Below are 18,130 nucleotides of genomic sequence, written 5' to 3' on the forward strand. Positions count from 1 at the left end.
GATCCGCGGCCACCACCACACCACGATGCTCGAACGTCGACCGCGACACCGCCGCCGACAACCCGATATCCGACAACGACACCTCGTCGCCGGCCACCGAGGCCGCCGAGGACTCGGAGGCCGCCAAGGACGCCAACCGTTCCGCTTGAGCCCGCAACGCCTCCGCCGACCGCGCCGACACCACCACCGGCACCACCGAGGACTCGACCGGCTCCCCCGACACCGGCTCGTCCCCCGCGGAGACCGATTCCGCGGCCGGCTCCGGGACGATCTCGGGCGCCTGTTCGAGAATGACGTGCGCGTTGGTGCCACTGATCCCGAACGACGACACGGCCGCGCGCCGGGGCCGCCCGGTCGCCGGCCACGGCCGCGTCTCGGTCACCAGCTCGACCGACCCGGCCGACCAGTCCACCGCCGGTGTCGGCGCGTCCACGTGCAACGTCTTCGGCACCACTCCGTGCCGCATCGCCATGACCAGCTTGATCACCCCGGCCACCCCGGCCGCGGCCTGGGTATGCCCGATGTTCGACTTCAACGAGCCCAACAACAAAGGCTGATCGTCCGAATCGGCCGACCGCGCCTGCCCGTACGTGGCCAACAGCGCCTGCGCCTCGATCGGGTCACCCAACCGGGTGCCCGTGCCGTGTGCCTCCACCACGTCCACCTCGGCGGGCGAGAGGCCGGCATTGCTCAGCGCCTGCCGGATCACCCGCTGCTGGGACGGGCCGTTCGGCGCGGTCAGGCCGTTGGAGGCGCCGTCGGAGTTCACCGCGCTGCCCCGGATCACCGCGAGCACCGGCAGCCCGCGCTGTCGGGCCACCGACAACCGCGCCAGTACCAGCACCCCCACGCCCTCGGAGAAGCCGGTGCCGTCCGCCGCCGCCGCGAACGCCTTGCAGTATCCGTCCGGCGCGAGCCCACGCTGCCGGGAGAACTCCACGAACACGCTGGGGCCGGCCATCACGGTGGCGCCGCCCGCGAGCGCGATGTCGCATTCCCCGCTGCGCAGCGACTGCTCCGCCAGGTGTATCGACACCAACGACGAGGAGCACGCCGTATCCAGCGTCACCGCCGGCCCCAGGAGGCCCAGCACGTAGGAGATCCGCCCCGAGGCGACGCTCGTGGTGCCGCCGGTGAGGACGAAGCCCTCCAACTCCGCCGGCGTCTCCCCCGCGCGGGGCATGTACTCCTGCGGGATCACCCCGACGAACACGCCACCCGAACTGCCCCGGAGCGACGTCGGATCGATCCGGGCGTTCTCCAGGGCCTCCCACGAGGTCTCCAGCAGCACCCGCTGTTGCGGATCCATCGCCAACGCCTCACGCGGCGAGATGCCGAAGAACTCGGCGTCGAACCGGCCGGCGTCGGGCAGGAATCCGCCCCGGGTGAGGTAGGTGGTGCCCGGCGTCTCGGGATCCGGGTCGGACAACCGGTCGATGTCCCAGCCGCGGTCGGTCGGGAATTCGCTGAGGGCGTCCTTGCCGTCGCGGAGCAGTTCCCACAGGTCCTCGGGGGTGCGCGCGGCACCCGGGAAGCGGCTCGCCATGCCGACGATCGCGATCGGCTCGCGCGCGGCGGCCTCGACATCGCGCAGTTCCCGCTGTGCTCGCTGCAGGTCCGTGGTGACCCGCCGCAGATACTCTCGAAGCTTCTGCTCGTTGGACATCCCGGGCAGCCCCCTTCCGTTCGGACGTGCAAGATCACGCGATGTCGAGTTCGCCGTCGATGAAGTCGAATAGTTCGTCGTCGGAGGCCGCGGTGAAGTCGCGCTCCTCACCACCCGCGTCCTCGGGTGCCGCGAGTCGGCGCAGCACCTCCTGCAACTGCTTGGCCAGCACCGCTCGTTCGTTCTCGTCGAGGTCGGTCACGGCGAGCCGGTCGAGTTCCGTCACGATCGAGCGCACCGTCGTCTCCTCGGTGGGCACGAGCAGTTCGTTCAGGAAGCCGGCGAGTTCGGCCGGTGTCGGGTGGTCGAACACGACCGTCGGGGGCAGCCGCAGTCCGGTGCCGTTGCCGAGTCGGTTGCGCAGTTCCACCGCGGTCAGCGAGTCGAACCCGAGTTCCTTGAACGCGCTGTCCGCGTCGACCGCTGCGGCCGTACTGTGCCCGAGCACGACGGCCGCGGACTCCCGTACCAGTTCCAGTAGTTCCCTGCGCCGTTGCCGTTCGGGCAACTCGACGAGCCGGTCCGCGTGGCTCGCCGCGGCAACCGCCGCCACGACCCTGCGGCGGGTCGGTCCGGCGGAGTCCAGCGCGAGCAGCAGGTCCGGCACCGCACGGCCGCTCTCGCGCAGCCGGGCCACGTCGACGGGCGCCGCCAGCACCACCGGACGGTGCAGGTGCAGTGCGGCGTCGAACAGGGCAGGGCCCTGCTCGTCGGAGATCGCCCCCAGGCCCATCCGGGTCAGCCGTTCCCGGTCGAGTTCGCTCATGTGGCCGGTCATCGCGCTCTCCCGGGCCCACAGACCCCACGCGATCGAGGTGCCCGGCAGGCCCAGCCCGCGCCGATGTTCGGCGAGACCGTCGAGGTAGGCGTTCGCCGCGGCGTACCCGCCCTGTCCCGCGTTGCCCAGCACCCCGGCGGCCGAGGAGAACAACACGAACAGGGCCAGGTCGTGGTCGCGGGTCAGCTCGTGCAGATGCCACGCGGACTGTGCCTTCGCCCGCAGCACGGTGTCCAGATCCGCTCGGGTCAGCGCCTCCAGCACGCCGTCCGACATCACCCCGGCCGCGTGGATCACCCCGGTCAGCCGGTGTGCCGAACCGACCAGCTCCGCCAGCGAGTCCCGGTCGGAGACATCACACGCCGGCACGGCCACCTCGGCGCCGGCCGCGCGCAGGTCCGCGACCAGTTCGGCCGCGCCCTCCGCCGCCGGGCCGCGTCTGCTCGTCAACAACAGCCGGCGCACGCCGTGTTCGGCGACCAGGTGCCGGGCGATGAGGCCGCCGAGCACTCCGGTCCCGCCGGTGATCAGCACGGTGCCGTCGGGGTCGAGCGGCGCGGGCACGGTCAGCACGATCTTGCCGATGTGCCGCGCCTGGCTCAGGTGGCGGAACGCCTCCGGCGCGCGGTGGACGGGGAACGTGGTGAGCGGCATCGGCCGCAGCGCACCCTCGTCGAACAGGACCCGGATCTCCTCCAGCATCTCGCCGATGCGCTCGAAGCCGGCCTCCATCACGTCGAACGCCCGGTACCGCACCCCGGGATACGTCTGCGCGATCTCCTGCGCGTCGCGGATGTCGGTCTTGCCCATCTCCACGAACCGCCCACCACGCGGCAGCAGCGCCAGCGACTCCTCGACGTGCTCGTGGGCCAGGGCGTTGAGCACCACGTCCACCCCGCGCCCGCCGGTGCTCTCGGTGAACCGCGCGGCGTAGCCCAGGCTGCGGGAGTCGGCGAGGTGGTCGTCGTCGAATCCCCACGCCCGCAGCACGTCCCGTTTGCCGGCACTCGCGGTACCGAACACCTCGACGCCCCAGTGCCTGGCCAGTTGCAGGGCCGCGAAGCCCACCCCGCCGGTCGCGGCGTGCAGCAGCAGGGATTCGCCCGCCCGCAACTCGGCCAGGTCCGCGAGACCGTAGTAGGCCGTCAGGTGCACCACCGGCACTCCGGCGGCCTGCGCGAACGACAGGCGTTTCGGCATCGCCACGACGAGTCGGCGATCGGAGATGGTGACCGAGCCCAGTCCGCCGGTGAACAAGCCCATCACCCGGTCGCCGGGGGCCAATCCGGTGACCTCCGCGCCGACCTCCAGCACGATCCCGGCGCCCTCGCCCAGCGACGACCAGCCGTCCTGCGCCACCATGCCCAGTTCCAGCAGCACGGCCTTGAAGTTCAACCCGCCCGCGCGCACCGCGATCCGCACCTCACCCGCGTCGAGCGGGCGCAGCACCTCGGGGCACGCGGTGAGCGACAGGCCGTCCAACTCGCCGCGATAGGTCAGAGCCAGGCGCCACGGCTGATCCTTGGGCTCCGGCAGCGCCGGCGAGGCGGACGCCCGGACCAGCCCGGGCACCGCGCCGACGCCGGCGCGGAGCACCAGCTCCGGATGTTCGGCGACCATCGCGGCCGGCAACGCCTGCTGCGTATACGGGTGTCGGTCGACGTCGAGGTGCCGCAGCCGACCCGGGTGCTCGGTGCGCGCGGTGCGCAGCAGTCCGGTCACCGCGCGATGTGCGGGCTCGTCCGCCCGGGTGAGCACGACGAGCGGGACGTCCGCGAGCCGCGGCTCGGCAAGCCACTCACGGACGAAGTCCAGCGTGCGGCCGACGACCTCCGCCGGTTCGCCGGTGGGGCACGTCCACAACCCGGCGGTCGCCGCCGTCGCCGACTCCGGACGGTCGTCGCCCGAGAGCGCGACCCAGCCCTGCTCCGCGGCCGGCTCCGGCAGTTCGACCGGCACCAGGTCCAGGCCGAACAGCGCCGAGTCGTCCACCCGGGTCCGTCCGAACGCGCCCGCGTCCACCGGCCGCAACGCCAACTCTCCCACCGAGGCCACCACTTGGCCGGCCTCGTCGGTGACGAGCACGGCCATCGAACTCGGCCCCACCGGGGTCAGCCGCACTCGGACCGTCCGGGCGCCGGTGGCGTGCAGGTGCACGTCGGTCCAGCCGAACGGCATCCGCAGCTCCTGCGCGCCGCTCAGGCCCGCCGCGTGCAGCGACGCGTCCAACAGGGCCGGGTGCAGCCCGAAGCCGGCGATGTCCTGCTCCTCGGGCAGCGCGACCGTCGCGTAGCTCACGTCGCCGTCCTGCCACGCGGCGCGCACGCCGCGAAATACCGGGCCGTAGCGGTAGCCGCGGTCGGCCAGGGACTCGTAGAACCCGTCCAACGGCACCGCGACCGCGCCCGGCGGCGGCCAGGCGGTCAGGTCACCGGGCGCGGCGGGGCTCTCGGCGGTCAATACGCCGCTCGCGTGCCGGGTCCAGTCGTTGCCTCCGCTCGGGCCGGTGTACATGCTCACCGGCCGGCGGCCGTCGGTCTCGGCGCCGATCAGCACCTGGAGGTCCAGGTCGGTGTCGAGGACCACCGGTGTCTGGATGGTCAGTTCGGCCAGGTGCCCGCAGCCGACGCGGTCGCCGGCGTGCAGGGCGAGTTCGACCATCGCGGTGCCGGGCAGCAGCACCGATTCGCCGACCCCGTGTGCGGCCAGCCAGGGCTGGGCGGTTCGGGACAACCGGCCGGTGAGTACCGTCGTGTCCGCGTCCGCCGAGCGCAACACCGCGCCGAGCAGCGGGTGGTCGGCGCGTTGCAGGCCCAGCGCCGAGGTGTCGCCGACGGCCGCGAGCTCCTTGAGCCAGTAGCTCCGGCGTTGGAACGGGTACGTCGGCAACTCCGCCGAGACGGGCGGTATTCGCCAGTCGACGTCGACGCCGTGCACGTACGCCCTGGCCAGTCCGGCGCGGAAGCGGGCCGGCCCGTCCTCGTCGCGGCGCAGCGACTCCAGCACGAGCGCGTCGGACGCCTGCGCCTCCTCGGCCGTCTCGCCGATCGCGGTGGTGAGCACGGGGTGGGCGCTGACCTCGACGAACGTTCGGTGGCCCGAGTCGAGCAACGAGCGGGTGCCGGCGGCGAAGCCGACGGTGCGGCGCAGGTTGCGGAACCAGTACTCGGCATTCAACTCCGGTCCGCCCAGCACCTCGTCGGTGACGGTGGAGTGGAACGGGACCCGGGCGGGTCGCGGTTCGATGCCGGAGAGCGCCGTGACGATCTCGTCCCGCAGGGCCTCGACGTGCGCCGAGTGCGAGGCGTAGTCCACCGGGATGATCCGCGCGCGGATCTCCTCGGCCGCGCAGGACGCGACGAGGTCGGCCAGGTCGGTGGGGGTGCCCGAGACGACCGTGCTGCCGGGCCCGTTGATCGCGGCGATCTCCACCGCGCCCGCGTACCGCTCGATCCGGTGGGCGACGTCCGCGGCCGGGAGTTGTACCGAGGCCATGCCGCCGGTGCCGGCCAGTCGCGTGATGGCCTTGCTGCGCAGGGCGACGACGGCCGCGGAGTCCGCGAGGGAGAGCGCGCCGGCCACGTGGGCGGCGGCGATCTCGCCCTGGGAGTGGCCCAGTACCGCGTCGGGCACGATGCCGTGGTGTTCCCACAGGGCGGCGACCGAGATCATCACCGCCCACAGGGCCGGTTGTACGACGTCGACCCGGTCCAGGGGTCCGGCCAGCGCGTCGCGCAGGTCCCAGTCGACGTGCGGCGCCAACGCCTGGGCGCAGTCGTCCAGTCGGGCCCGGAAGACGTCCGACTCGCGGTAGAGGTCCAGGGCCATCCCGGACCACTGCGAACCCTGACCGGGGAAGACGAACACCGTCTTGCCGCGTGCCCGAGCGGCGCCGAGCAGCACGTCCGGGGACGGCCGCCCGTCGGCGAGTGCGAGCAGTCCCGCCGAGGGGTCGGCGGCGGTCACGGCCGCGCGGTGCACCAGTCGGGGTGCCCGGGTGGCCAGCGCGCCGGCCACGGGCGCGTCCGGGTGCGCCGCGAGGTGCTCGTGCACCTGGCGTGCCCTGGCCGCGAGCGCGGTCGGCGAGGAGGCGGACAACAACAGCGGCACCGTCGCGGGCGCGGGCCCCGAATCCGGCTCGGCCGGGTCGGATACCGGCTCCGCGGGGGCTTGTTCGATGATCAGGTGGGCGTTGGTACCGCTGATCCCGAAGGCCGAGACCGCGGCTCGGCGCGGTCGGCCGGTCTCCGGCCAGGCACGCGCCTGGGTCAGCAGTTCCACCGCGCCCGACGTCCAGTCCACCGCGGGTGTCGGCTCGTCGACGTGCAGCGTCCGGGGCAGCACGCCGTGTCGGAGCGCCGACACCATCTTGATCACGCCGCCGACTCCGGCGGCGGCCTGGGTGTGTCCGATGTTGGACTTGAGCGAGCCCAGCCACAGCGGTTGCTCCCGCGGCCGGTCCAGGCCGTAGGTGGCCAGCAGCGCCTGCGCCTCGATCGGGTCGCCGAGCCGCGTGCCGGTGCCGTGTGCGTCCACGACGTCCACATCGGCGGGGGTGAGGTTCGCGTCGGCCAGTGCCTGGCGGATGACCCGCTGTTGGGACGGCCCGTTCGGCGCGGTCAACCCGTTGGAGGCGCCGTCGGAGTTGACCGCGCTGCCGCGGATCACCGCGAGCACCGGATGCCCCAGCCGCCGGGCGTCGGAGAGCCGCTCCAGTACCACCATGCCGACGCCCTCGGACCAGCCGGTGCCGTCCGCCGAGGCCGAGAACGCCTTGCACCGGCCGTCCTCGGCCAGCCCGCGTTGCCGCGAGAAGTCCACGAACGTGTCCAGCGACGCCATCACCGACGCCCCGCCGGCCAGCGCCAGCGAGCACTCCCCGATCCGCAGGGCCCGGCTCGCCAGGTGCATGGTGGCCAGCGACGACGAGCACGCCGTGTCGACCGTCAACGCCGGCCCCTCCAGGCCGAGCAGGTAGGCGATCCGGCCGGACGCGACGCTGGCCGCGCTCCCGGTGCCGCCGAAGCCGTCACCGCCCTGCCCGGATTCCTCCGCGCCGAGTCCGTAGCGCTGGCCGCCGTGGCCCATCAGTCCGACGAACACCCCGGTCTCGCTGCCCCGCAACGACTGCGGGTCCATCCCGGTCCGCTCCAGCGCCTCCCAGGACGTCTCCAGGAGCAGTCGCTGCTGCGGATCCATCGCCAACGCCTCGCGGGGCGAGATCCCGAAGAACTCGGCGTCGAACTCGGCGGCTTCGTACAGGAATCCGCCGCCGCGCGCGTAGAAGCTGCCCGGCACACCGGGATTGGGGTCGTACCGGCCGTCGATGTCCCAGCCGCGGTCGGTGGGAAAGTCGCCGACCGCGTCCCGGCCTTCGAGCACCAACTCCCACAGCCCGTCGGGCGAGACGACACCTCCCGGGAAGCGGCAGGCCATGCCGACGATCGCGATCGGCTCGCCGGCCGCCCGCTCCAGTTCCTGCAGACGCTCGCGTGTGTCCTGCAGTTCCCCAACCGCCTGCTTGAGGTAATTCCGCAGCCTGCCCTCGTTCTCCATCGTGTCGTCACTCCTCCGGCCGAGTACTCAACTGGGCCAGTCAACCCTGCGGGGGCGGTGGGCAGCCGGGTTCAGGAAACCCATACCGGGCCGCGAATCTGGCTCCCCGAACCAAGGAATCGGGTCCGTGCTCAGCCGGCGGCGTGGCAGAGCGTCGGCATGGTGTGCTCGTACGGTGCTTCGACGGGTGGGTCGAGCGTCACCGGTTCGAGCGTCATCCAGCTCGCCTGTCGTTGACCGTCGCCCCATCCGGGGCGGCGGCGGAACAACTCCGGCCGGGCCGCGGCGACCACCAGCAGCGGCATCGGCTCGGGCAGCCGAAGCAGGTCCTCGATGGTCTCCAGGGTCGCGCTGTCGGCCAGGTGCAGGTCGTCGGCGAAGACCACGAGCGGGCGGTGTTCGGCGAGCTTGGCCACGTTCGGGGTGGCCACCGGCCCGCCGGGTTCCAGCCGCACGGTCGCCGCGTCCTGGACGCGACGTTCGAACGCCGCGAGCAACCGCGACTTGCCGATCCCCGGGGCACCCAACACCAGCACCAGGTGCGGCCGGGCACGACGGCGCACGCGCTCCAACAGGCTGCTCAGCACGTCGAGTTCGGGCTCGCGGTCGAAGACCTCCGGCTGGGCGAAGGACTCGCGGCAGCGGCCCTTGACGGTCCAGCGCGGACGCAGGCCGCCCTCGCGGCCGTACCGGATCGCCGACCCGGTCAGCCTTCTGGTCCGACCGCAGACCACGATCTCGGCGTCCTCGCCGAACTGGAGCAGCGACTCGCAGTCGGCGAGCAGCGCGCCGTTGACCGGCAGTGGCTCCAGCAATGTCTGGCCGGGACGGACCGGAACCTCGCCCGTGGACACCGCCACCCGCAGCGCGGGCCGCTCGCCGTCCGGTACGTCGAGGCAGATCCGCTGTCGCAACGACATCGCGGCGTGCACCGCGCGTTCGGCGACCTGCTCGGCGCCGTCCTCGTGCGGCGAGGTGGGCCGGAACACGGCCAGCGTCACCGAGCCGGTCGATCCGGCGACCACGCCGCCGACCCGCTCCACCTCCTCGTGCACGGTCGTCGCGGTGCGCTCCAGCGCCTCGCCGATGTCGGTGACCCGACGGCCGGCCCCGAAGTCGGCGCGGATCAGCACGGCGCTGACCGTGCTGCGCACGCCGGGGGTCGGCGGGGCGACGAGCTGGACCGCCCTGCGCACCGGTGGCTCGGGCCGCTCCGCCGGCTGCCCGAGCCCGGAGATCACCACCGGTGGCGGCGGCCCCGCAGGTGCCGCGATGGCCGGGTCGTGCACCAGGATCGAGTGTTGCAACAGCCGTAGTTCGCGGCCGGGTTCCAGCCCGAATTCCTCGGCCAGCCGCAGCCGCACCAGCCGGTAGACCGCGAGCGAGTCGGCCTGACGACCACTGCGGTACAGCGCGAGCATCAGTTGGTGGCAGGCCCGTTCGCGCAGCGGCTCGGCCTCGACCATCGCCTCCAGCTCGCCCAGGACGGCCTGGTGGCGCCCGTTGGCCAGCTCGGCCTCGTAGTAGTCCTCCATCACGTCCAGGCGGGCGTTCTGCAACGCCGTCAGCTCCGCCCAGGAGTGCCCGCTCTCCACCAGGTCGGCCAGCGCCTCGCCGCGCCACAGGGCGAGCACCTCCCCCAAGGTGACCGCCGCGGCGGCGGGGCGGCCGGCCGCGAGTTGCGCCCGGCCGGCCTGCGCCAGGCGGTGGAACCGGAACATGTCGACCTGTTCCGGGTCCACCTGCAACTGGTAGCCGTGCGAACAGGTCAGCAGCGCCGGCGGACGCGCGTCGTCACGCGCGTGCTCGGCGAACATCACCCGCAGGCCGCGAACCGCGTTCTGCAGGATCTTGCGCGCCGTCGCCGGTGTCTCCTCCGTGCCCCACAGACCTTCGAGGAGCTTGCTGGTCGCCACTTCGCGATTGGCGTTGAGCAGCAACAGGCCGAGTGTGGCTCGGCGTCGGTCGCCACCGATCGCGATCGGTTTCTCGTCGTCCATCAGTTTTAACGGGCCGAGCACCAAGAACTGCAAGAGATCCCCCGTAGATCGTTCCTGTTCAGCGGTCGACCGAGCGATGAGCCCCGGTTACAGCCATTCCGCTTCACGGCCGTCGACGTTCGGTTCCGGCGTAAGGACGCGCATGGTGGTGGGCGCGTCCTGCCGGACCGGCTCCAGATGCAGGCACTCGGTTCCCTCGGGCGGCGAGAACGAGTCCAGGCAGGCACAGGTCGCGGTGGTGAACCCCGCGAACCGGTAAGCCACTTCCATCATTCGGTTGCGTTCGGTGCGCCGGAAGTCGGCGACCAGGTGCACCTCGGCCCGGGCGGCGGCGTCGGTGAGCCAGCGCAGCAGTACCGCGCCCGCGCCGAACGAGACGACCCGACACGAGGTCGCCAACAGTTTGATGTGCCAGGCACTCGGGGTCTTCTCGATCAACATCACCCCGACCGCGCCGTGCGGTCCGAAGCGGTCGCTCATCGAGACCACCAGCACGTCGTGGCTCTCGTCGGACAGGAACGAACGCAGCGCGGCATCCGAGTAGTGCACGCCGGTCGCGTTCATCTGGCTGGTCCGCAGAGTCAGTTCCTCGACCCGGGTGATCTCCTCGTCCCTGGCCTTGCCGATCCGCATCACCAGGTCGAGCGAGCGCAGGAACTCCTCGTCGGCGCCGTGGTATTGCTCCCGCTCCCGGTCCCGCTCGAACCCGGCCTGGTACATCTGCCGGCGCCGGCGCGCGTCGACGGTGACCACCGCCGGGCTGAACTCGGGCAGGCCGAGCAACACGCCGACCTGTTCGGCCGGGTAGCAGCGCACTTCCGGCAGGTGGTACTCGACCTCGGCGCGCTCGGTCGGCAGGTCGTCGATGAACGCGATCGTCTTGAGCGAGAAGTTCAACTGCTCGGCGATCCGGCGCACCGACTCCGACTTCGGGCCCCAGCCGATGTGCGGCAGGACGAAGTACTCGGCGAGGCCGAGCTCCTCCAGCCGCGCCCACGCCTCGTCATGGTCGTTGCGGCTGGACACCGCCTGTAACACGCCCCGCGCGTCGAGTTCGACGATCACCTTGCGCACGACGTCGTCGACCTCGACATGGCCGTCCTCGACCAACGTGCCGTTCCACAGTGTGTTGTCGAGATCCCACACCAGGCACTTCACGACCGGTTGTGTTTCGGACATCTTCGCCCCCGTTTCTGCGACCGCTCAGCCCGCCGCCGAGGCGGCGTGCTCAGCGAGGATCAACTGGCAGATCTCGTTGCTGCCTTCGATGATTTCCATCAACTTCGCGTCCCGGTACGCCCGCTCCACCACGTGCCCGCCCGCCGCCCCCGCGGAGGCGAGCACCTGCATCGCCGAGGCCGCGCCGCGCGCGGCGTTCCCGGCCGCGACGTGCTTGGCCAGGACCGACGCCGGTACCTGCTCCGGCGAACCCGCGTCCCAACTGCGGCTCGCCTGCTCGCAGGCGAACGTCGCCGTTCGTTCCGCGGCATAGAGCTCGGCCAGGTGCCGGGCGACGAGCTGGTGTTGCAGCAGCGGCTTGCCGAACTGCTCCCGGGTCGCCGCGTGTCGAGCGACGGCCGCCAGGCACGCGCGCAGGATTCCCACGCAGCCCCAGGCCACCGACAGCCGGCCGTAGGTCAGCGCGATGGTGGTCAGCATGAGCGCCGGTTGGCCGGCCACCGCGAGCAGGTTCGCCGCGGGCAACCGCACCTCGTCCAGCTCCACGGTGGCGTGCCCGCCGGCCCGGCAGCCGAGCGGTTCGGCCACCCGGGTCACCCGGACACCGGGCGCCGACGTCGGCACCACGGCGACCGCGGCGCCGCGCTCGTGGCGACCGAACACCAGGATCCAGTCGGCGTACGCGGCGACCGTGATCCACGTCTTGGTGCCGTCCACGACGATCTCGTCGCCGTCGCCCCGAATCTCGGTGGCCATCGCGGCGAGATCGCTGCCCGCGCCCGGCTCGCTGAACGCCACCGCGGCCAGTTCGCCGCCGGTGAGCCGGCCGATGTACTCGGTGCGCTGTGCCTTGTCACCGAACCGTTGGATCGTCCACGCGGCCATCCCCTGGGAGGTCATCACGCTGCGCAGCGAGCTGCACAACGCGCCCGTGTGCGCCGCGAGTTCGCCGTTGGCCGCGCCGGACAGGCCCAGCCCGCCGAAGGTCGGGTTCGCCTCGGCGCACAGCACGCCCTTGGCGCCGAGTCCGCGCAGGACGTCGATCGGAATCTCGCCCGCCACGTCCCACTCGCCCGCGGCATCGGCGACCGTCTCGGTCACCAGGGCGGTCAGGGCGTCAAGCACCGTCACCACCGGTGCGCAGCCGGGTCACCAGCGAACTCATCGAGCGCACGGTGCGGAACTTGTCCATGGCGAGGTCGGCACCCTCCACCGCGACGCCGAACGTGCTCTCCACGAACACCACCAGCTCCATCGCGAACAGCGAGGAGACCGCGCCCGAGGCGAACAGGTCCACCTCCGGCTCCCAGGTCAGCCTGGTCTTCGCCTGGAGAAACTCGCCGATCCGCTGCTCGATGTCGGCGACCGTCAGATCCGTTGTCTGGTCCGTCATGGGAAAAGTCCCTTCCTATTGCACCTTGTTCTTGCGTGCCAACGTGATGCCGTCCGCCATGACGAGCATGGACAGTTCGACCCTGCTGTCGACCAGGAGCGCGGCGTTGAGCGCGCGGATGGCCTCGGTGTCGGCGTCGTCCGCCTCCGGGTCCGCGACCCGCCCGAAGTAGAGGGTGTTGTCCAGCACGATCAGGCCGCCGGGCCGCAGGTGGGTCAGCGCCTCTTCGTAGTAACGCGCGTAGCCGGTCTTGTCGGCGTCGACGAAGACCAGGTCGAAGGTCTCCGGCCCGTGCTCGGCGAGCAGGTCCACCATGGTCTGCGCGCCGTCCCCCAGCCGCAGTTCGATCCGGTCGCAGACCCCGGCCCGTTCCCAGTACCGCCGGGCGATCCTGGTCCAGCGCTCGCTGATGTCGCAGGTGACGATCCGCCCGCCGGGCGGCAGCGCCCGGGCCATGCACAGCGTGCTGTAACCGGTGAAGGTGCCGATCTCCAGCACCCGGCCGGCGCCGGTCAACCCGACCAGCATGGCCAGCAGTTGCCCCTCTTCGGGCATCGTCACCATGGCGCTGAGCGCGGGCATGAAGGCGGTCTCGGCGACCAGGTCGCGCAGGATCTCGTCGTCGCGCAGGGACACCGACCGCACGTAGTCGAGCAGGCGCTCGTCCACTTCCACCTGGCCGGCCATCAGCGGACGCCGTACTCGTAGAAGCCACGCCCGGTCTTACGGCCGTGGTTGCCCTCGGCGACCTTGCGCAGGAGCAACTCGCTGGGCCGGCAACCCTCGTCCCCGGTGCGCTCGTAGAGCACCACCAGGGAGTCGACCAGGTTGTCGATACCGATCAGGTCGGCGGTGCGCAGCGGGCCCGTCGGGTGTCCGAGACAGCCCTCCATCAGGGCGTCGACGTCCTCGACGCCGGCCCGCCCCTCCTCGACGATGTTCGCCGCGTCGTTGATCATCCGGTGCAGCAGGCGGCTGGTGACGAAGCCGGCCCCGTCCCCGACCACGATCCCCTTGCGATCCAACGTGGCCAGCAGGTCTCGCACGGCCGTCATCGCCGCCTCGCCGGTCCGCGGCCCCCGGATCACCTCGAGCGTCCCGATCAGGTAGGGCGGATTCATGAAGTGCACGCCCAGCAGGGAGTCGGGGTTGGGTACCTCCCCCGCCAGTTCGTCGACCGGAATGGACGAGGTATTGGTGATCCGCAGCGTGCCCGGCGCGACCACGGAGGCGATCTCCCGGTGCACCTTGGCCTTCAGCTCGGCCACTTCGGTGATCGCCTCGATCACCCAGGTCGCATCCGCCGCCGCCACCGCGGAGTCGGCGAGTTCCAACTCGCCGATCGGCCCGCCGCGCGGGAGCGCGCCCATCATGTGGGCGAGCCGAAGCTCGTCCCGTACTCGCTCGCGGGCGTTGCCCAGCCGTGCCGGATCCACGTCGACCAGGACGACCGGCACCCCGCGCCCGACCGCGAGGGTCGTGATCCCGATTCCCATCACTCCCGCGCCGAACACCGCAAGCTGCGGCGCGCGCCCGTTTTCGGTCATCGGTCGACCACGCCCGCCCGTCCCGGAACGGCGAAGGGCTTTCTGAACCCCCGACCGATATCACGAACGACAGACCCGCTCATAACCACCCCCGGTTTGCGTGTGGAAAGTTTGCGTGCGGAAAGATCGCGTGCGGAAATACTTTCGGAAGGAATTGTGCACATCAAGAGAGTGTCCACTCGTCGAGACAAGCGAACACGAGAATAATGGATCGTCAGGTCGACCGAGTCGCATCTTTGCGACGCCGACTGCAAGGCCGCCCTGGGTACGAAATCCTATGCCACCCCGCACCCGGGGAAAATGACCAGTGAATGAATTCGAGCAGGATTCTCCATGCGCAACCTACCTCGCCGCCGTGCCCCCGAAACCCCGCTTGTAACGCTCGGGTGGACCGGTGACGCAAGGGATGAACGGATCGACGCGGCCCCCTTGGTGTTCGGCTGGTGTTCGGCGAACATCCCGCCGTTGTGCGGTTGCGACTCCCTACAGTGTGTGACAGAAGCGCTGCGGACTCCACCCCCCGACCCGCTCATCAAGCTGCACTTCCACTTGAGGAAACTCACGCACCCTGCACTTGACCAGCACACGGGTACCCGGTCATGCGCCGAACGGTCCCCGCGGCGGGCGCGCGCCGACGGACGGGTCGAGGGGAGGGCGCGGCCGCGCCGCAGCCGGCCAAGGGGTGGACGGAACCGGCCACCGCTACACGTCCTCCGCCAGGTTCGCCTCCTTCACGAGGTAGCCGAACTGGAACCGGCTCGTCGCGCCGAACATCTGCATAACCTGGCCGATATGTTTACGGCAGGTGCGGACCGACACGCCCAGACGCCGGGCGATGGCTTCGTCCTTCGCGCCGGAGATCAGCATCTTGACGATCTCCTTCTTCATGTCGCTGCTGATGACTTCGGTTTCGGCCCGTCGACTGTCGAAATCCTTCGCGGTCGCCCAGACGTGCTCGAAACAGGAGTAGAGAAAGTCGATGAGCGAGCGCTCCTGCACGACCACGGCACCGCCCTCGTCGCCGCTCGCGAGGATGTACGCCGAAGAGCGGTCGAAGATGTATATCTCGCCGAACAGCGCTCCGGCCGTCCGCAACTCGGCACCGGCGTCGACCAACTTCCCCGCATACTCGCGGATCGGTATGTCGAACCGGGCCGCGTGCTGGTACAGGACACGCAGGCGCACATCCCGGCCGAGCAGTCGGAAATTCCGGGTCTGCGCCTCGATCGACTCGTCGATCGGCCGCCCGCCGCGGGGCTGCATACAGACGACCTCGTGCGAACTGTGCGCCGCCGCCTCGGAAAGCAGCAATTCGACCGTCTCGGGTTCCTTGACCACGTCGAATGAATTGACATTCCGATCGCCGAACCTGCTCGACCGAAACAGCAGCGAAAGTCGGGCCAGCTCGTTCCGGAGCTGGCCCGTCGCCATCTTCCAACCGAGCAACTCGCGCTCGCTGCGCGTCAGGAGCCGGGAGGAGGCCATACTCGGGTCCGCCGGGACGAACCAGGCGTCCTGGTGACGGGACGGTTGAATGAGCCGAAGTTCCAGGAGTTCGGCCACGATCTCCTCACCCCGGCCGGGACTCTCGAATCCGAACTCGTGCGTGACATCGTCGACCGCGAATCCGTCCTGGCCTAAACTCCATTCATAAACTTCGAATATTCCGGCACCCGGTTCGGGAAACAAAGGCACTCCCAGTGAACTAAGCATTCCTTCCATTTACCTCCCGGAAGGATACCCGAGCAGCGTTCAATGTCTCTACCATTTGGCCGGTATATAAAAATTAATCCCTAATGAGCCATTCTCCGCCATGGTGAGCGATATGCGAGAGGAAAGACCGTTCCCGCTGCCCCGTTTCCGCCATTTCCGCCGGCGGCACGACGACACGCGGCGCGGAAGGTGTGGGCAAGCATGGCGCGCACGACCTGCCGATACCAGTGCGAACGACGGTGGATCTGCCGCGGGTTCGGCCCGCGCGGCGCCGACGCCGACCCGCGTGGGGGTCGTGTGGCGGGCGATTCGGGCGGGACGAACGAGGCTGCCGGGCCGGTCCGCGCCGGTCGCGCGCCGGTGCGGGCGGGCGCCTGCGCCGCGGTACGGCGCTGCGGGGCCGCGCGTTCGGGGGCTCGGCTACGGCGGTGCGCTCGCGTGCCTTCGGGCAACGGCGAGGCGTGGTCGGCTCGCCGTGCGTCCGCGGCGCGAGATGCGGGCGGCGCGTACGCCTATCCGGCGGTACTCGGGGCGACCGACACCGTCCGGCCGCCGGCGCCGGCTCCCGCTCCGGGTGCGGCCCCGGCCGCGACCGGTTTCGCGCTCTCCCGAAAGGACCCGAACAGGCCGCGATGAAATACCAACGGCTCGGGCTCGTCCGGATTCACTCGCAGCCCGGTGACCTCGGCAATGATGATGACGTGGTCCCCGGCGACATGCTCGACGTCGATCGAACACGACATCCAGGCGAGCGCGTCACACAATTGCGGGCCGGCCGCCGACTCGCTCCACCGGACACCGGCGAATCGATCGATGTCCTTGACCGAGAACTGCCGACACAACTGCTCCTGGTCGCTGCCGAGGATGTTGACGCAGAATCCGCCGTTCTGTCGAAGATCCACCAGCGTCGCCGACGCCTCACCGACACACAACATGACCAGTGGGGGATTCAACGAAACCGACATGAACGAATTGCACGCCATACCGACGGGCCGGCCGAACGGGTCGGTGGTGGTGATTACCGTTACCCCGGTCGGCAGGTATCCGAGGGTACGCCGGAAATCCGTCGTGTCGAACGGGGCAACCATAACCGACTCCTCGCGTAGCCACTCCTCGAAGCATAATGAGCACTCCGAGTACCGCGTTGGGACGAGCCACCAAGAACTCCGCCCCGATTTGGCTCGCCGGCGCAGTCGGCGACCGGGCCGAAGGTGGACACCGGCCGACCCGCCCCGAATCCCGGTATCGCCGGAGCGGGCAGCGGGTCCCGGGAATGCGAACGGGCCGACTCGACGAATCGAGCCGGCCCGCCGCGTGCACCGAAATCACCGGTGGGTCGCTTCCCCACGTGGTGGGTCACGCTCCGGACGGCCGGTCACTTCTCCAGATCGGGACGCACCCGCAGGGTCAGTGCCGACGCGGCGTCCAACGACGTCTCGTTGATCGCGTAGACGACCCCCACCGTGTCCGCGTCCGCCCACACACACGTGGGCAGCGCCTTGCCCCCCGAGCGGATGCTGGTACAACGCACCACACCGCCGAGGGCGCCGGGAGTCATCTCGCGCACGTTGCCCATGTCCGCCGACTTCTCCTGCGCACCGTCCTGCATGCCCTCGATGATCTGATCCATCACCGTCGTCGGCGACAACAGCGGCGAGGGGTTGGCCATCACCATCACCAGCGCGGTCGGGGTGGTCGCCCCGGCCGGACCGTAGGCGGCGACCTTCGAACCGGCCACCGCCTGCCGCCGGATGCTGGTCTGGAGCGGATAGACGTCGTCGCCCATACGATCGAGGCCGCCCGCCCGCGCGGGGGTGTCCACCCGGCGCTTGGCCGTCGACGCCGTGCTCGTCGGCCGAGGCGGCGCCGGCGGCGCCGAAGTGGGCCGCGTGGTCGGCCCACCGGTCACCGGCGCGGAAACCGACGACGCGGGCTCGGCCACCGAGTCCTTGTCATCGGAGGAGAACGCCCCGGTCGCCCCCAGCACGGCGACCGTACCGACCGCCAGCACACCGACCACGGCCGTCACGATCAGAGCGACCTTGGGGCCGCGGCGCTCCGGCGGCAGCGGAGGGCCGTATCCGGGCGGCGGCCCGTACATCGGCTGCCCGGGGGCCCCGTATCCGTAGGGGTGGGCGCCCGGCTGGTGGACCCCGGGCGGCGGACCGTAGGGCCCACCGTACGACTGACCGGGGGGCGGCGGTGCCCCGTATCCCGGCGGCGGCCCATAGGGCCCACCACCGGGCGGCGGCTGCTCGCCCCCGGCCGGATGCTGAAACGACACGATCCACTTCCCCG

At 70.9% G+C, this 18,130-nt stretch carries 11 protein-coding genes; all 11 read right to left on the reverse strand.

Annotation, left to right across the window (positions count from 1 at the left end):
- Window positions 1-1,666: beta-ketoacyl synthase N-terminal-like domain-containing protein (locus tag ABZ374_RS41670; protein ID WP_360322508.1), on the reverse strand; the 1,666-nt coding region annotated here is incomplete at its 3' end.
- Between the two features lie 34 nt (window positions 1,667-1,700).
- Window positions 1,701-8,000, reverse strand: coding sequence for a type I polyketide synthase (locus ABZ374_RS41675; RefSeq protein ID WP_360322511.1), 6,300 nt, complete (start codon window positions 7,998-8,000; stop codon window positions 1,701-1,703).
- A gap of 131 nt (window positions 8,001-8,131) precedes the next feature.
- Window positions 8,132-10,000: a BTAD domain-containing putative transcriptional regulator gene (locus tag ABZ374_RS41680; protein ID WP_360322514.1), complete on the reverse strand. Its 1,869-nt coding sequence runs from the start codon at window positions 9,998-10,000 to the stop codon at window positions 8,132-8,134.
- 87 nt (window positions 10,001-10,087) lie between these two features.
- Complete coding sequence (locus tag ABZ374_RS41685; protein WP_360322517.1) at window positions 10,088-11,179, reverse strand: HAD-IIIC family phosphatase; 1,092 nt, start codon at window positions 11,177-11,179, stop codon at window positions 10,088-10,090.
- 24 nt (window positions 11,180-11,203) lie between these two features.
- Window positions 11,204-12,313, reverse strand: a complete 1,110-nt coding sequence (locus ABZ374_RS41690) for an acyl-CoA dehydrogenase family protein (protein ID WP_360322520.1) — start codon at window positions 12,311-12,313, stop codon at window positions 11,204-11,206.
- A complete protein-coding gene (locus ABZ374_RS41695; protein ID WP_360322523.1) occupies window positions 12,297-12,572 on the reverse strand; it encodes an acyl carrier protein in 276 nt (91 codons plus the stop codon). The genes ABZ374_RS41690 and ABZ374_RS41695 overlap by 17 nt, the downstream gene beginning before the upstream one ends.
- A gap of 15 nt (window positions 12,573-12,587) precedes the next feature.
- A complete protein-coding gene (locus ABZ374_RS41700; protein ID WP_360322526.1) occupies window positions 12,588-13,259 on the reverse strand; it encodes a class I SAM-dependent methyltransferase in 672 nt (223 codons plus the stop codon).
- Window positions 13,259-14,119: a 3-hydroxyacyl-CoA dehydrogenase family protein gene (locus ABZ374_RS41705; RefSeq protein WP_360322529.1), complete on the reverse strand. Its 861-nt coding sequence runs from the start codon at window positions 14,117-14,119 to the stop codon at window positions 13,259-13,261. Before ABZ374_RS41705 ends, ABZ374_RS41700 begins: the two co-directional genes overlap by 1 nt.
- Window positions 14,120-14,821: 702 nt before the next feature.
- Window positions 14,822-15,682, reverse strand: a complete 861-nt coding sequence (locus tag ABZ374_RS41710) for a helix-turn-helix transcriptional regulator (RefSeq protein ID WP_360322532.1) — start codon at window positions 15,680-15,682, stop codon at window positions 14,822-14,824.
- 662 nt (window positions 15,683-16,344) lie between these two features.
- A complete protein-coding gene (locus ABZ374_RS41715) occupies window positions 16,345-16,920 on the reverse strand; it encodes a flavin reductase family protein (RefSeq protein WP_360322535.1) in 576 nt (191 codons plus the stop codon).
- Between the two features lie 287 nt (window positions 16,921-17,207).
- Window positions 17,208-18,116 (reverse strand): hypothetical protein, encoded by a 909-nt coding sequence (locus ABZ374_RS41720; RefSeq protein ID WP_360322538.1) that lies wholly within the window; start codon window positions 18,114-18,116, stop codon window positions 17,208-17,210.
- Window positions 18,117-18,130: the final 14 nt, after the last annotated feature.

This window comes from Embleya sp. NPDC005971 (genome assembly GCF_040629175.1).
In the GTDB taxonomy this organism is placed as follows: Bacteria; Actinomycetota; Actinomycetes; order Streptomycetales; family Streptomycetaceae; genus Embleya.

Excerpts from the sequence above, each read along its gene's own strand:
- ABZ374_RS41675 (WP_360322511.1), bottom strand. The coding sequence starts at position 8,000 with ATGGAGAACGAGGGCAGGCTGCGGAATTACCTCAAGCAGGCGGTTGGG.
- ABZ374_RS41680 (WP_360322514.1), bottom strand. The coding sequence starts at position 10,000 with ATGGACGACGAGAAACCGATCGCGATCGGTGGCGACCGACGCCGAGCC.
- ABZ374_RS41685 (WP_360322517.1), bottom strand. The coding sequence starts at position 11,179 with ATGTCCGAAACACAACCGGTCGTGAAGTGCCTGGTGTGGGATCTCGAC.
- ABZ374_RS41695 (WP_360322523.1), bottom strand. The coding sequence starts at position 12,572 with ATGACGGACCAGACAACGGATCTGACGGTCGCCGACATCGAGCAGCGG.
- ABZ374_RS41700 (WP_360322526.1), bottom strand. The coding sequence starts at position 13,259 with ATGGCCGGCCAGGTGGAAGTGGACGAGCGCCTGCTCGACTACGTGCGG.
- ABZ374_RS41705 (WP_360322529.1), bottom strand. The coding sequence starts at position 14,119 with ATGACCGAAAACGGGCGCGCGCCGCAGCTTGCGGTGTTCGGCGCGGGA.
- ABZ374_RS41715 (WP_360322535.1), bottom strand. The coding sequence starts at position 16,920 with ATGGTTGCCCCGTTCGACACGACGGATTTCCGGCGTACCCTCGGATAC.